The sequence below is a fragment of the Rhodococcus sp. OAS809 genome, assembly GCF_040546695.1.
GTDB classification, from domain to species: domain Bacteria; phylum Actinomycetota; class Actinomycetes; order Mycobacteriales; family Mycobacteriaceae; genus Rhodococcus_F; species Rhodococcus_F qingshengii.
Window position 1 is genome coordinate 3988516 of the sequence record NZ_JBEPOI010000002.1, and the last position, 15525, is coordinate 4004040.

The window sequence follows — 15525 nt, forward strand, 5'->3', positions numbered from 1 at the left end:
GCAGGTCAGACCCTTAGCGAAGGTCAGGAATTCATTCTGATTCAGGCGCCTTTCAACGGATGAATCGCCGGAGCGCCGTCGAGAAGTGGTCCGGCGGCGGCCAGCGCGGCCTGCAGATGCGGGGACTGCATGTGAGCGTCCAACTCCTCCTGCCCGCGCCAAGTTTCGATCGTGACGAACGTGCCGGGCGCAGCCGCTGACTCGAACAACTCGTACGACACACAGCCGTCCTCGGACCGACTCGCCTCCGCGAGAGTTGTCAGAGCCGATCGGACGTCGTCCTCGGAACCGGACTTGGCCGGGATGGTTGCAACTACACGAAGCTCGCTCATCGGATACCTTTCGCAGAGGGGAAGTCAGCTAGAGACACACGCCACAAACGTACACACGAAAAGGGCAACCAATGGGGCTACTCAAGGACGTCACCGGCTGGCGACGCGGAACGAAGTTGCAGCGTCGACTGCGCGATCTCACCGGCACGCTGGTGGTGATCACCGGTGCGGGCAGCGGCATCGGGCGTGAAACGGCCCTCGCCTTCGCCGCCCAGGGAGCTATCGTCGTGGTCTCCGACATCAATCTCGAAAGCGCGCAGGACACTGCGGCACTTGTAAACATCCCTTCGCAAGCGGGCGGCGCCGAAGCAGTGTTCGGTGGCGGTGCCCACGCCTATCAGGTGGACGTGTCCGACGAACAGGCCGTGATTCGGTTCGCGGAGACGGTCGCGGCACATCACGGCGTACCGGACATCGTCGTCAACAACGCCGGAATCGGGTTCTCGGGAACGTTCGCCGACACCGAGCAGCGCCAGTTCGAGCGCGTCATGGACATCAACTTCTGGGGAGTTGTCTACGGCTGCCGGGCCTTTACCCCGATGATGATCGACCGGGGAACAGGTGGGCACGTCGTCAACCTGTCCTCGGCCGCCGCGTACACGCCACAGAAGGCGCTCACCGCGTATTCGACAAGCAAAGCAGCGGTATTCATGCTCTCGGATTGCTTACGGGCAGAACTGCTTCCACACGGCATCGGCGTCAGCACCATCTGCCCTGGCCTCGTTCACACGAACATCCTCAAAACCACCGAATTTGCCGGGACCACCGCCGAGGAACAACTCGAAAATCAAACCAAGGTCGACAACTTCTACCGCAAGCGGAACTTCACTCCTGATCGAGTGGCCAGTGCCATCGTGAAAGCAGTTCGCACGAACAAGGCCGTCGTGCCCGTGACCGTCGAAGCCAAGCTCGGACGCACGATCAGCCGGTTGTCTCCCGGGTCGATGCGCGTCGGAGCTCGGTTCGAGATCTAGGTCAGCTTCCGAAACTCAGGCTGCCCGTGAAACCCTGCTGCACATCGGCTTCCGAGCGGGGAAGAACCTCGTAGGTGCTGGCGTACTGGCCACTGAAACCGGTGACGGTGATCGGGCGTCCGACGGCGACGGCATCGAGGTCGATTCCGGTCTGTGTGTTGACGAAGATGACGGTGTTTCCCTCGGCGCCCGAGACCAGGATCTTGTGACCGTACGGCAGATCGTCGACGACGGGTCCGCTCACGATTCCGGACACCGTCACGAGACGACCTTCGCTACCCTCACCGATTGCATTGAGGGGCAGTCGCGCCGGGCTGATCTGGGAGGTCGTGCCGATTACCTCGACGGCAGTCGGGCGGACGACGAGCAGGCCTTCCTGATCCGCGAGGACTCCGGTGACCTGAACCTGATCGCCGAGAGCAATCCCGGAGTTGTTCGGATCGCTGATGTAGATGCCCGAATTTCCGCTCTGGAGACCAAAGCCCTTGTCGTAGAAGCTGGATTCGAAGACTCCCGACGGCGTAGTCGCGGTTCCCACGACGGTGACCGTCGTTCCGATGGCCTGCGCACGGGCTGCCGCGATGGAGTCCGCGGACACCTCACCGACGACTGCCGCCGGCTCCGCCGTTGCCGCAGTACCGACAAACATCGTGGCCGCGGCCGCAACTGCCAGTGCTGTCACACCCCGGCGCAGGACCGGACTCGCAAGAACGCTGTCTCGAAACATGTTTGAGGACTCCCCTGTGATTTCGTGGCCGCGCAGGTCCTCCTGATGGAGTCCGCCTTCGCCCACCCTGAGGCACAGGTTATTACAGGTCGGACGCCGCAGCGGTGGTGACATTCCGTCACCACCGCTGCTTCAAGGCATCCGAGTTTTCAGGAACCGGAGCTTCCGGACGAACCGCTCGAGCCACTGGAACCGCTGGATCCTGTTCCGCCACCGAGATCGTCGAGAGGATCGCTACCGGTGAGGCCGCCCGGGTACAGGTAGGCGTCGGAGATCGTGCTGAGCGAGGTTCCCGACGTGGCCGGTACCTTTGCTCGCCAGTTGACGATCGGGTTCAGCACTCCGAACGGTCCGCAACCACTGGCGGCGGGCAGCGCGAAGCCGGTGGCCTGGTTCCCGACCGGGCTCACCTTCAGTGCATTGTCCGGGAGCACCGTGTAGGTCGGTACCACCGACGGGTCAGGCGCGAGACGAAGATTCACCGGCGCAGCCGCGGAGCCCAGGTAGCAGTTGTCACCGAGGAACGCGTTGTTGATCTTCATCCGCACCGGGATGCTCAGATCCATGTCGGTGATGATTCCGTTGAGGGTCGGCGCAGCCGTTGCCTCCACTTCGGCGGTGACTGCGGCCAGGCCGAAGAGATTGCCGAACGGAAGATCGATTCCCAGGACTCCACCCGGAACGGTCAACGGCTTGGAGTAGACACCGTTGTGTCCGTCGTCGCGCGGGAGAAGAACGGTGGACTCACCTTCACCGGAGCCGGCCTCGGCGGCGATGATCATGTCGCCTCTTCCGATCGGGAGGTTGAAGCCGTTGTTGTCGAAGGTTCCGCTCTGAACCACAACCGACACACAGGATTCTGCAGTAGCCGGACACACTGCGGCACCGGGTATCGAATTGTCGACCGGATCCTGAGCCGAGGCCATCGGCGCCGCGAACGCGAGGACCGCACCTGCGGTACCTGCAATGACGGCCACGCGCGTGCCGAGACGTCTGTTGCCGTTCTTGTGAGATTTCTGCACTGATTTCTCCCTGCCGTTTATGTGATGGGGGACGAAACTCGCAGTCATTGCTTGTGTTTCGACCGCCGCCGACAAGGTCTTTGCGGTGTGCTCCTACTCACAAGTAACAACTGAACAGATGTATATCACAGGACTTCGACTTAAAAACAGGGCAAAAGGGAGTTTCCTTAAAACGGACAAAATAAGCGGTACGGTGTGTAACACTCACGGGTGATGAACACGAACAGACTGGTCCTCTGCGTCGCGGCAGCGGGCCTACTCCTCAGCGGCTGCAGCAGCCAGTCCGACAGCGACGCATCGGAATCCACTTCTGCGGCCACCAGTACCACAGTGGCGGCAACGTCGAGTTCGACTGCCCCCAGTACGCTTTCCGAGCTGCCGACCAGCCCGCTCGCCGCACCTGCGGAAGCCGCGCCGAGCGTCGTCGAATCGACGCCCCCGCCGGTGTCGCTACCGGTAGCGCCAGCGGCCAATGCGCCGATCGACGCCCGGTCACCGGAAGAGATCGTCGCGAACGCCGGCGAGAAGGGGCAGCGGTACATCGCCGCTCTGCGTCTGGCCGGGATCCCGCCCGCCGGAATGGATTCCGCAGAGATCCTCTACGCCGACGGCACCTGCAAGGCTCTCGCTGACGGTATGCCTCGGTCCGAAGTGCTGGCAGAGTTCAACTCCGTCGGCGAGGTGTACTCACAGATCACGCCGATGTCCTCGCAGCGCGTTGCCGAGATCTACGTCGACACGGCGGAGCAGACGTACTGCTGATCAGGCCTTGCCGGCCAACCAGCCGTGCAGCCAGGATGTAGCCGAATTGCCTGCGCCGTCAACGACGTAACGCGTGTAGTCGGTGTGGACCTGCGAGCCGTAGAAGTCGACCAACTGATCGATGCGCCGCGAGTTCGCGCCCGGATCGAGCTGGGCCATCAAAGCGGGGAGACCGCCTGCGGTGATCAGATCATTGACGATCACGGCGGCCTCGTCGCGCAGCGCGAGCGCACTGGCCGGAGTGGGATCGGACGCCTGAGCCATGAATCCGGCCAGACGCATCACGAAATCGTCCTTCGGCGTCGAGCAGTACAGGTCACCGACTGCGCAGAGCGTCACCGTTTTGCCTGACAGCCAACCGAATCCACCGATGCGAGGGCCGCTGGCACCGTTACCGCCGACAGCGGGGCCGATCAGGACGTCGGACTCGGAACGACGGGGATCTGACAGCAAGCCGACGCCCTCGACGCGAGTCGGGGGGACCACGCCGATGCCGGTTCCGATCTCGGCTGCGAGATCGCCTGCCGCGTCGGCGCCCTGGCTGTACCCGACGATGGCGAAGCGAGTGTCACCGCACGAGGCGGCCATAGCGCCGATCATGCCGCGGGCATTGTCGACAGCCTGCTGCTTCGACTTGGCGTAGACGTTGGACTCCCACGGGAAGGCCGTCGCCGAGTAGGTGACGTAATCGGTGCGAACGGAGCCCGGAAGCCCGTTGGTCACCGGAGCGAGCATGCCGGCGCCGGGCCTGGTGCCCGAGGGCTCCCACGTTCCCGGGATGGCCACGACGTACAGGCTGGGGCAGGGATCAGCCGACGCCACGGGAGCACTGACAACCGGTACCACTACTGCCGCAGCAAGTGCCGACAACACCGCAACGAGACGCCTCGCACGCATGAAACTCCCCTGATTCAACTGATGCAACCCATACACCACTATCGATGCTCAGGAATCATACTGTCTGGGCGTTGTGTCTGTCCGATGCACGATCGATGAAGGTTTGTTACAGATCGCGCGAATTACTTGCAGAAACAAAGCCGCACCCCACCGAATGCGGTGGGGTGCGGCTTAGTAAGAGCCTCTAGCGCTGCGGAGCCGCTGTCGGGTGGATCGGTGACGGAAGGGCCGTGACACCCTCGAGGTAGGTGTCCACAGCGGCTGCTGCGGAACGTCCCTCGGCGATGGCCCAGACGATCAGGGACTGGCCGCGGCCCATGTCGCCGGCCACGAACACGCCGTCGACGTTGGTGTTCCACTTCGACGTGCGGGCGACGTTGCCACGCTCGTTCAAGTCGACACCGAGATCGGTGAGCAGACCCGGCTTCTCGGGACCGACGAAGCCCATTGCCAGGAGCACGAGATCGGCTTCGAGCTCGAAGTCCGAGCCCTCGACCTTCTCGAAGCGACCCGACTTCATCTCGACCTCGTGAGCCTTGAGTCCGGTGACCTTGCCGTTTTCACCGACGAAGTTCTCGGTGTTGACGGAGAACAGACGCTCGCCGCCCTCCTCGTGAGCCGAAGCCACGCGGAACATGAGCGGGTACGTCGGCCACGGAGTCTGCTCGGCGCGAGTCTCCGGCGGACGCGGCATGATCTCGAACTGGTGGACGCTGGCCGCACCCTGACGGTGCGAGGTGCCGAGGCAGTCCGCTCCGGTGTCGCCGCCGCCGATGATGACAACCTTCTTGCCCTCAGCGGTGATGGTGGGAGCGTCGAGGTCACCCAACTGCACGCGGTTGGCGATCGGCAGGAACTCCATCGCCTGGTGGATGCCGTCCAGTTCGCGGCCCGGGATCGGAAGATCGCGAGCTGCCGTGGCGCCGCCGGCCAGAACCACTGCGTCGAACTGCTCACGCAGCTCGTCCGCGGTGATGTCCACGCCGACATTGACGTTGGTCTTGAAGACGGTGCCTTCGGCTTCCATCTGCTCGAGACGGCGGTCGATGTGCCGCTTCTCCATCTTGAACTCGGGGATGCCGTAGCGCAGCAGGCCGCCGATGCGGTCTGCCCGCTCGAAGACCGTCACTGCGTGACCGGCGCGGGTCAGCTGCTGCGCTGCAGCCAGACCGGCCGGACCACTGCCGACAACCGCAACCTTCTTGTTGGTGGCGTGCGCGGCGCGAACCGGCTTGACCCACCCTTCGTCGAAGGCCTTGTCGATGATCTCGACCTCGACCTGCTTGATGGTGACCGGATCCTGGTTGATGCCCAGGACACAGGACGCCTCACAGGGTGCGGGGCACAGACGACCGGTGAACTCCGGGAAGTTGTTGGTCGCGTGCAGACGCTCGATGGCGTCGTGCCAGTGGTCCTTGTAGACCAGGTCGTTCCACTCGGGAATCAAGTTTCCGAGAGGGCAACCGTTGTGGCAGAAAGGAATTCCGCAGTCCATGCAACGGCTGGCCTGGGTCTTGAGGGTTTCCTTCGGGAACTCCTCGTAGACCTCTTTCCAGTCGAGCAGGCGCAACGGCACCGGCCGGCGAACCGGAAGTTCGCGCGACGTGTGCTTCAGGAAGCCGCTTGGATCACCCACGAGCTGCCTCCATAACTGCCTCGTCCACGTTCTTGCCATCCTTCTCTGCGGCCGCGATGGCCAAAAGAACCTTCTTGTAGTCGCGGGGCATCACCTTTGCGAAGTGACCCACCTGCTGCGACCAGTCAGCGAGGATGCGCGTTGCAACCTCGGAGCCGGTTTCGTCGCGATGACGTTCGATGGCGCCCTTCAACCAGGTGAAGTCGTCGCCCGAAAGATCCTCGAGGTCCACCAGTTCGGTGTTGAGGTTCTTCTCGAATGCCTTGTCGGGGTTGTAGATGTACGCGACGCCACCGGACATGCCGGCGCCGAAGTTACGTCCGGTGGCTCCGAGGATGACCACCTTTCCACCCGTCATGTACTCGCAACCATGATCGCCCACACCCTCGACGACGGCAGTGGCGCCGGAGTTACGGACTGCGAAGCGTTCGCCGACGACACCGCGAAGCAGAGCCTCGCCGCTGGTGGCGCCGAACAGGATGACGTTGCCACCGATGATGTTGTCCTCGGCGACAAAGCCTTCCGCTGCATCGAGCGGCGGGCGTACGACGATGCGTCCACCCGAAAGGCCCTTGCCGACGAAGTCGTTGGCGTCGCCGTGCAGGCGCAGGGTCATACCGCTGGGCACGAAAGCACCGAAGCTGTTACCGGCGGAACCGGTGAACGTGATGTCGATGGTGCCCTCGGGCAAGCCCTCTCCACCGAACGCCTTGGTGACCTCGTGGCCGAGCATGGTGCCGACCGTGCGGTTGACGTTGGTGATCGCGGACTCGAAGGAGACCGCCTCACCCTTGTCGAGTGCGTTGCGGGCCGAGACGATCAACTGCTGATCGAGTGCCTTGTCGAGACCGTGATCCTGCGTGCCGGTGCAGTGGACGTCCTGGTCCATGAACGCGGACTCGACCTGGGTGAGGATCGGCGACAGATCGAGATTGCCTGCCTTGCTTCCCTTCCAGTGATCGAGAGCGCGCGTGGTGTCCAGCATGTCGACCTGGCCGACGGCTTCGAGCAGCGTGCGGAAACCGAGTTCCGCGAGAAGCTCGCGAACCTCTTCGGCGATGAACATGAAGAAGTTCTCGACGAATTCCGGCTTGCCACTGAAACGCTGACGCAGCAACGGGTTCTGCGTCGCGACACCGACGGGGCAGGTGTCGAGGTGGCAGACGCGCATCATGATGCAGCCCGAGACAACCAGCGGTGCGGTGGCGAAACCGAACTCCTCGCCGCCGAGCAGGGCAGCGACGACGACGTCGCGACCCGTCTTGAGCTGGCCGTCGACCTGCACGACGATGCGGTCACGGAGACCGTTGAGCAGCAACGTCTGCTGGGTCTCGGCGAGGCCGAGTTCCCACGGTGCGCCCGCGTGCTTGACGGAGGTCAGCGGGGTGGCACCGGTGCCACCGTCGTGACCGGAGATCAGAACGACGTCGGCATGTGCCTTGGAGACACCGGCCGCGACCGTTCCGACGCCGACCTCGGAGACCAGCTTCACGTGGATGCGGGCCTGCGGGTTGGCGTTCTTCAGGTCGTGGATCAGCTGAGCGAGATCCTCGATCGAGTAGATGTCGTGGTGCGGCGGCGGCGAAATCAGGCCGACGCCAGGCGTGGAGTGCCGAACCTCGGCCACCCACGGGTACACCTTGTGAGCCGGAAGCTGGCCGCCCTCACCGGGCTTGGCTCCCTGCGCCATCTTGATCTGGATGTCGGTGCAGTTGCTCAGGTAGTGCGAGGTGACACCGAAGCGTCCCGACGCGACCTGCTTGATGGCACTGCGACGCAGATCGCCGTTCTCGTCCGGCGTGAAGCGCGACGGATGTTCGCCGCCCTCACCGGAATTGGAGCGGGCGCCCAGACGGTTCATCGCGATGGCGAGAGTCTCGTGAGCCTCGGCGGAGATGGAGCCGTAGCTCATCGCACCCGTCGAGAAACGCTTGACGATCTCGCTGGCCGGCTCGACCTCGTCGATCGAGATCGACGGCCGCTTGCCGATGTTGAAGTCGAACAGACCACGCAGAGCGGCAAGGCGCTCCGACTGGTCGTTGACCATGGTCGTGTACTCCTTGAACACCTCGTACTGACCTGTGCGAGTTGCGTGCTGGAGCTTGAAGACCGTGTCCGGGTTGAACAGGTGGTACTCGCCTTCACGACGCCACTGGTACTCGCCGCCGACCTCGAGCTCGCGGTGAGCGCGCTCTTCGGGGCGATCGAGGTATGCGACGGCGTGACGTGCCTGGACGTCGGCTGCGATCTGGTCGAGGCCGATGCCACCGAGCTGCGACTGCAGACCGGTGAAGTACTCGTCCGTCAGCTCCTGTGAGAGGCCGATGACCTGGAACAGCTGAGCACCGGTGTACGACGCGAGCGTCGAGATGCCCATCTTGGACATCACCTTCAGGACACCCTTGCCGGCTGCCTTGATGTAGTTCGCGATGCCTTTCTCGAGGGTCAGACCCTCGAGCTCGCCGTTCTGCAGGAACTCGTCGATGGTCTCGAAAGCCATGTACGGGTTGACCGCTGCGGCACCGAAGCCGATGAGGAGCGCCATGTGGTGCACCTCGCGGGCGTCGCCGGCCTCGACGATGAGGCCGACCTTGGTGCGCGACTTCTCACGAACCAGGTGGTGGTGCACAGCCGAGGTGAGGAGCAGCGACGGGATCGGTGCGTAGTCCTCGGTGGACTCACGGTCCGAGAGCACGACGATGCGCGCGCCACCCTCGATTGCCTGCGAGACCTGGTACTTGATGCCCTCGAGCGCACGACGGATACCGTCGCCGCCTTCCTTGACGGGGTACAGGCCACGGATCACGACGCTGCGGAAGCCCGGGAATTCGCCGTCGTCGTTGACGTGAACGAGCTTCGACAGGTCGTCGTTGTGCAGGATCGGCTGCGGGAGCGCAATCTGCTTGCAGGAGTCCGCATTCGGGTGCAGCAGGTCGCCCTCGGGGCCGATGGTCGCGCCGAGGCTGGTGACGACCTCTTCACGGATCGCGTCGAGAGGCGGGTTGGTGACCTGAGCGAAGAGCTGCGAGAAGTAGTCGAACAGCATCCGGGGACGTGACGAGAGCACGGCGATCGGAGTGTCGGTACCCATCGAGCCCAGTGCCTCGGCACCGGAGAGAGCCATCGGCTTGACCAGCAGGTTGACTTCTTCGTTGGTGAAACCGAAGAGCTGCTGACGCAGCACGACGCGCTCGTGCGACATGTACGTGTACGGACGGTCCGGCAGGTCGTCCATGTGGATCAGACCTTCGTCGATCCACTGCTGGTACGGGTGCTCGGCAGCGAGTTCGTTCTTCAGTTCCTCGTCGCTGATGACCCGGCCCTGCGCGGTGTCCACGAGGAACATGCGGCCGGGCTGGAGGCGGACCTTGCGGACCACGGTGGACGGATCGATCGGCAGAACGCCGACCTCCGACGCCATGACGACGAGGCCGTCTTCGGTGATCCACAGACGCGACGGACGCAGACCGTTGCGGTCCAGCACGGCGCCGATGACGGTGCCGTCGGTGAAGCACACCGACGCCGGTCCGTCCCAGGGCTCCATGAGTGCCGAGTGGTACTCGTAGAACGCCCGACGAGCGGGGTCCATGCTCTCGTGCTTCTCCCAGGCTTCCGGGATCATCATGAGAACTGCGTGCGGCAGGCTGCGGCCGGCGAGGTGCAGCATCTCGAGCACCTCGTCGAAACGAGCGGTGTCACTGGCGCCCTGGGTGCAGATCGGGAAGATCTTCTCCAGGTTCTCGCGGCCGCCGAAGACGTCACTGTCGATCAGGGACTCGCGAGCGCGCATCCAGTTCTCGTTGCCGGTGACGGTGTTGATTTCACCGTTGTGAGCGACCCGGCGGAACGGGTGCGCCAGCGGCCACGACGGGAACGTGTTGGTGGAGAAGCGCGAGTGGACCAGGCCCAGTGCGCTCTCGACACGATCGTCCTGCAGGTCGAGGTAGAAACCCTTGAGCTGCGGGGTGGTGAGCATGCCCTTGTAGACGAACGTCTGGCCGGACAGGCTGGGGAAGTACACGGTCTCGCTACCCGGGCCACCCTTGCCGGCGCCTTCGGAGCCGAGTTCGTGCTCGGTGCGCTTACGCACCACGTATGCACGACGCTCGAGATCCATGCCGGTGTACTTGTCACCCTCGGAGCCGATGAAGATCTGACGGAACGTCGGCATCGCGTCGCGCGCCAGTGCGCCCAGCGAGGAGTCGTCGGTTCCGACCTCGCGCCAGCCGAGAACCTTCAGGCCCTCTTCGACGACGATCTTCTCGACTGCAGCAGCAGCCTCGTGTGCATCGGCGTCGCCCTGCGGGAGGAATGCGATACCGGTTGCGTACGCGCCTTCGGCGGGCAGCGCGAAGTCCACGACAGCTCGGAAGAACTTGTCGGGAACCTGCAGCAGAATGCCCGCACCGTCACCCGTGTTGGGTTCTGATCCGGCAGCGCCGCGATGCTCGAGGTTGACCAGAGCGGTGATCGCCTTTTCGACGATGTCCCTGCTGCGGCGACCATGCATGTCGACAACAAATGCGACTCCACAGGAGTCGTGCTCATTGGACGGGTGATAGAGGCCCTGGGGGCCTGGAAGTTGCTTCATACCCAGCCTTCGTATGCCATAAAGATGCACCGACGACCAGCAGCGCTGATGGCCATCAACTTGCAATGCAAGTCCTTCAAAGCACCGACACGACGATGTGTTCGGTACCACCGAAGTAGCCGCCCTGCGCAGACGCGATGGTGTGCGTTCTGGCACCCGGCGACGTGAGTCTTCGGTCGGTTGAAACTTTTGTGAGTCAACCGTGTAACGAAAACGATAATTCAGAACCCCGGCACGGGCGCAACTAAGGTAGCCCTATAATTGCTCTGAACTGCGGCGATGCAGGGAGCCAGAAGGCCCCTCGACAGATTTCGGAGCTGCGTCTGTGCAGAGAAGTTCCGATTCACAGGATACCGAATCCGCAGGAAACAGGCGCGATGGGCGATGAATGCAACAACTGGCCGCAGCGATGAAAATCAGCTGCGGCCAGTGCGCCTCGAACTGTAACAAAAGTTGATCGATCAACCAAGGTCTAGGCCTGAATTGTTTGCTCGCAGAATGCCATCGCTGTAATTTCCGTAGGCTCACCCTTGAGAAGACGGGTGGCGAAGAGCAAATGACAACAGCAGTAGTGGTGGGCAGTGGCCCCAACGGTCTCGCGGCGGCGATCGAACTCGCCCGCGCCGGAATCGACGTTCATGTCATCGAGGGTGCGGACAAGATCGGCGGTGGCACCCGCAGCAGCGAATACATAGTCGACGGACTCGTCCACGACGATTGCTCCGCCTTCCATCCCACCGCTTTGGCTTCTCCCTACTTCAAGGAACTCGACCGCGAATTCGGGCTCGCCAAGCATGGCCTGACGTGGCTGTGGCCCGAGATCGATCTGGTCCATCCACTCGACGACGGCACCGCCGGGGTTCTGTGGCGCGACATCAACCGGACCGCTGAGGGACTGGGTGTCGACGGTAAGAGGTGGCTCGACGTCTTCGGATACCTATCCGAGAACTTCGACGAGTTGGTGCAGGACGTCTTCCAGCCCATCGTGCACGTTCCGAAGCACCCGCTGATGCTCGCCCGTTTCGGGACGGGCGCTCTGCTTCCCGCGACGGGTTTCGCACGGATGTTCAAGACCCCACAGGCGCGGGCACTGTTCGGCGGCGTCGCGGCGCACATGTTCGGGACGCTCACCCTTCCTCTCTCCAGTGCTGTCGGCTCGATGCTCACTGCGGCCGCTCATGCTCACGGTTGGCCTGTGGCGCAAGGGGGTTCAGGATCAATTGCGGAGGCGCTCGCCTCGATCCTGCGCAGCCTCGGTGGCACCATCGAAACCGGGAACTGGGTCACCAACTACTCCCAGATCGCCGGTTACGACATCGTCATGCTCGACATCGCCCCCGACGCGGCCGGTCGTCTGCTCGACGGCCGGCAGCCTGATCGCATTGCCCGGGCCTACCGCAAATTCCGCTACGGCACCGCCGCCTACAAGGTCGACTACGCCGTGCGTGGTGACTCCGACGGAAGCGTCGTGCCGTGGACGAATCCGCATGCCCGCAAGGCCGGCACCCTGCATCTGTCCGGGACGATTTCGGAGACTGCTGCTGTCGAACGCCAGACCGTGCGGGGTCAGATGCCGGACAAGCCCTTCATTCTGTTGGGCCAGCAGTTCTTGGCCGACCCCTCCCGATCTGTGGGAGACATCCACCCGGTGTGGGCGTATGCGCATGTGCCGCATGGCTATCCGGGTGACGCCACAGAAGCGATCACACGTCAGATCGAGCGCTTTGCGCCGGGGTTCCGGGACCGGATCGTGGGCGTCCACGTGCGCAATGTGCCGCAGATGCAGGCCTACAACCCCAACTACGTGGGTGGCGACATCTCCGCGGGGGCGAACACTGCGCGGCAGATCATCGCGCGCCCCCGGTTCGGGCTGGACCCCTATGCCACCGGGGCCCCGGGCGTGTACCTCTGCTCATCCGCGACTCCCCCGGGCGGCGGGGTCCACGGGATGGGTGGGTTCAATGCGGCGCGTGCGGCGCTGAAGGCGCGGGGTTGAGGCGTCCCCGATGGGGACGACATTTCGGACACACGTAGACGAAAAGCAGGGGGCGAATGCTTCGAACCATCGGCCTTCGCAGCAGGGGTCCAACTAGTAAGCGGGGTGACCGGAGGAGTCCTTGGAAATCAGGCGGGTTCAGCGAATCAAGCCGAGGTTTTCGCATCGGCAGGTAGCGCCGCGGTGTCGGGCCAGCCATGGGGAAGGTAGTTGTCTCGAGCCTCCAGGAAGTCTCACTACTTCGGCCACATACGGTCTTTTCTGAAATCAGCAATCTGCAGAAAGTCCGCAATATGGTCCACATCACATAGGCGGCCATGAACGAGAAGTCTTTGGCCATGGTGCCGAGCTCAGCCACTGGACTCGCCGTCCTGGAGCGCATCGCATGGTGACGATGGCGTGACCTACGAGGTGTCCGGTGTGGGTCGCTGTACTCATACTGGAACGGTCTCTTAAGTCGGCACATAGCACAATGCTGGGACGCTAGTTTTGGTACGTACTTCTGAGACACGACGAGCTGGGGCAAATCTCGATCTCACACCCGAACGGCCGGGTGTTCAATTCCAAGGAAATGAGACACACTCTCCGGGTATCCGGACCGGGGCGCCAGGGAACTTTCACTGCGAGGAAGGCAACCGCGACGGATTCGCTGACCCTGCTGACCTCGCGGCACACGTAAGCCTCGTGGTGCGCAATGATGTTCGTGCGACGCACCGACCACTGCAGCCTGTGCGCCGCCTGTTCGGACGGCATGCACGGCTCGCGCTGGGCGTCCAATATTCGTCGTTGAGTGAGCCTCGTAAGGAGCATTGTGAGCACCCTCGGTAGCTTCATCTGGTCGATCGCCGACCAACTTCGGGGCCCCTACCGCCCCAACCAGTACGGCAACGTGATCCTTCCACTCACAATCCTGCGCCGCCTCGACTGCATCATCGAGCCCGACCGGGACACGATGCGCGAGCTAGCGGCGAAGTACGACAACCCCAACCGGCTCAAGATCGAGGTCAAGAAGGCCATTGGGCGGCCGTTCTACAACACCTCGAACTACTCCTTCGCGAACCTCCTCAAAGACGCCGACGGGCTGGCGGACAACCTGGCCGACTACATCGACCGGTTCTCGCCTGATGTTGACGTGTTCGAGTACTTCGACTTCAAGAAGGAGATCCTCGCACTGGAGAAGGCGGAGCTGCTGCGCGAGGTCATCACGTCCTTCAAGGCCGTCGACCTGCATCCGGACGTCGTCTCCAACGCAGACATGGGCGATGCGTTCGAGTACATCATCCGCAAGTTCAACGAGGCCGCGAACGAGACCTCCGGAGACCACTACACCCCACGGGATGCGATCCGGCTGTTGGTCGACCTGCTCTTCGCCGAGAAGGACGCCGATCTGACCGAGGCCGGCATTATCCGCACGCTGTACGACCCCACCGCGGGCACCGGCGGCATGCTCGCCCTGGCCGAAGAGCACCTCCTCGAACAGAACCCCCATGCGAAGCTGAGCCTCTACGGCCAGGAGTACAACGGGCAGTCGTACGCGATCTGCAAGTCGGACCTACTCGCCAAGGGCCACGACGCGACCAACATCGCCTTCGGTAACACACTCACCGAGGACGCGTTCACGGGTCGTCACTTCGACTTCTGCATGTCCAACCCGCCGTACGGCGTCGACTGGAAACAGTATGCCAAGGCGGTCATGAAAGAGCGCGACGAAGCCGGCCCTTACGGCCGGTTCGCCCCCGGCCTCCCGTCGAGCTCGGACGGGCAGATGCTCTTCCTGCTCCACCTGGCCCACAAGATGCGCGCACCCGAGGACGGCGGCGGCCGCGTCGGCATCGTCATGAACGGCTCGCCACTCTTCAACGGCGCCGCCGAGTCTGGCCCCTCCAACATCCGCAAGTGGATACTGGAGAACGACCTGGTCGAGGCCATCGTCGCGATGCCGACCAACATGTTCTTCAACACCAGCATCGCCACATACATATGGATCCTCGACAACACCAAGCACCCCGACCGCAAGGGCGTGGTTCAGCTCATCGACGGCACCTCGTTCTGGACCAAGATGCGCAAGAACCTCGGCTCCAAGGGCCGCGAGATCAGCGACACCGACCGCGCCGAGGTGGTGAAGCTGTATGCCGACTTCACCGACGCAGACCCGGACTACTCCAAGGTGCTGCGCAACGACGAGTTCGGCTACTGGACCCTCACTGTCGAGCGCCCCCTCTTCGACGCGGACGGGAACCCGGTCGTGGACCGCAAGGGCAAGCCCAAGCCGGACTCGAAGAAGCGTGACACCGAGAAGGTCCCCTTCACCTTCGGCGGCTCGACCGCTGGCGCCGCTGGCAAGGCCGAGGTGATCCAGGCGTACTTCGACGCCGAAGTGAAACTCCACCTTCCCGATGCCTGGATCGATTGGGCCAAGGTCAAGACCGGTTACGAGATCCCCTTCACACGCCACTTCTACAAGTACGTCCCACCCCGCCCCCTCGCCGAAATCGACGCCGACCTGGAAAAGCAAGTCGCCAAGATACTCGGCCTGCTGCGGGAGGTCGAGCAGTGAGTACGACGGTCGTGTCCGAGTCGTGGACTAC

Annotated in this window: 10 protein-coding genes; 4 read left to right on the plus strand and 6 right to left on the minus strand. The window is 63.3% G+C overall.

From position 1 onward, the window contains the following. Positions 1-41: 41 nt before the first annotated feature. A complete protein-coding gene (locus ABIE52_RS21660) occupies positions 42-332 on the minus strand; it encodes a putative quinol monooxygenase (RefSeq protein WP_003943546.1) in 291 nt (96 codons plus the stop codon). Positions 333-403: 71 nt separating this feature from the next. On the opposite strand from ABIE52_RS21660, the gene ABIE52_RS21665 reads away from it, so the two are divergent. Further along, positions 404-1306: an SDR family NAD(P)-dependent oxidoreductase gene (locus ABIE52_RS21665; protein WP_003943614.1), complete on the plus strand. Its 903-nt coding sequence runs from the start codon at positions 404-406 to the stop codon at positions 1304-1306. Between the two features lies 1 nt (position 1307). Here ABIE52_RS21665 and ABIE52_RS21670 read toward each other — a convergent pair whose 3' ends face one another. Both ABIE52_RS21670 and ABIE52_RS21675 read right to left on the minus strand, forming a co-directional pair. Next, positions 1308-2033, minus strand: coding sequence for a single stranded DNA-binding domain-containing protein (locus tag ABIE52_RS21670; RefSeq protein WP_042453658.1), 726 nt, complete (start codon positions 2031-2033; stop codon positions 1308-1310). A gap of 149 nt (positions 2034-2182) precedes the next feature. After that, positions 2183-3055, minus strand: a complete 873-nt coding sequence (locus tag ABIE52_RS21675; RefSeq protein ID WP_192712814.1) for a hypothetical protein — start codon at positions 3053-3055, stop codon at positions 2183-2185. Positions 3056-3268: 213 nt separating this feature from the next. Between ABIE52_RS21675 and ABIE52_RS21680 the strand changes: the two genes are divergently transcribed. Further along, positions 3269-3817 carry a DUF732 domain-containing protein gene (locus ABIE52_RS21680; RefSeq protein ID WP_192712813.1) on the plus strand — a complete coding sequence of 183 codons (549 nt, stop codon included), beginning with the start codon at positions 3269-3271 and terminating at the stop codon, positions 3815-3817. Here ABIE52_RS21680 and ABIE52_RS21685 read toward each other — a convergent pair whose 3' ends face one another. The 3 genes from ABIE52_RS21685 to gltB form a co-directional block, all read right to left on the minus strand. Next, positions 3818-4714, minus strand: a complete 897-nt coding sequence (locus ABIE52_RS21685) for a cutinase family protein (RefSeq protein ID WP_007735797.1) — start codon at positions 4712-4714, stop codon at positions 3818-3820. A gap of 184 nt (positions 4715-4898) precedes the next feature. Then, positions 4899-6350 (minus strand): glutamate synthase subunit beta, encoded by a 1452-nt coding sequence (locus tag ABIE52_RS21690; RefSeq protein WP_003943594.1) that lies wholly within the window; start codon positions 6348-6350, stop codon positions 4899-4901. Beyond that, positions 6343-10941 (minus strand): glutamate synthase large subunit, encoded by a 4599-nt coding sequence (gene gltB / locus ABIE52_RS21695; RefSeq protein ID WP_151097437.1) that lies wholly within the window; start codon positions 10939-10941, stop codon positions 6343-6345. Before gltB ends, ABIE52_RS21690 begins: the two co-directional genes overlap by 8 nt. Positions 10942-11497: 556 nt before the next feature. Here gltB and ABIE52_RS21700 point away from each other — a divergent pair. Beyond that, positions 11498-12937, plus strand: coding sequence for a phytoene desaturase family protein (locus tag ABIE52_RS21700; RefSeq protein WP_192712812.1), 1440 nt, complete (start codon positions 11498-11500; stop codon positions 12935-12937). Positions 12938-13748: 811 nt separating this feature from the next. After that, on the plus strand, positions 13749-15494 hold the full coding sequence (locus ABIE52_RS21705) for a type I restriction-modification system subunit M (RefSeq protein WP_192712811.1): 1746 nt from the start codon (positions 13749-13751) through the stop codon (positions 15492-15494). Positions 15495-15525: the final 31 nt, after the last annotated feature.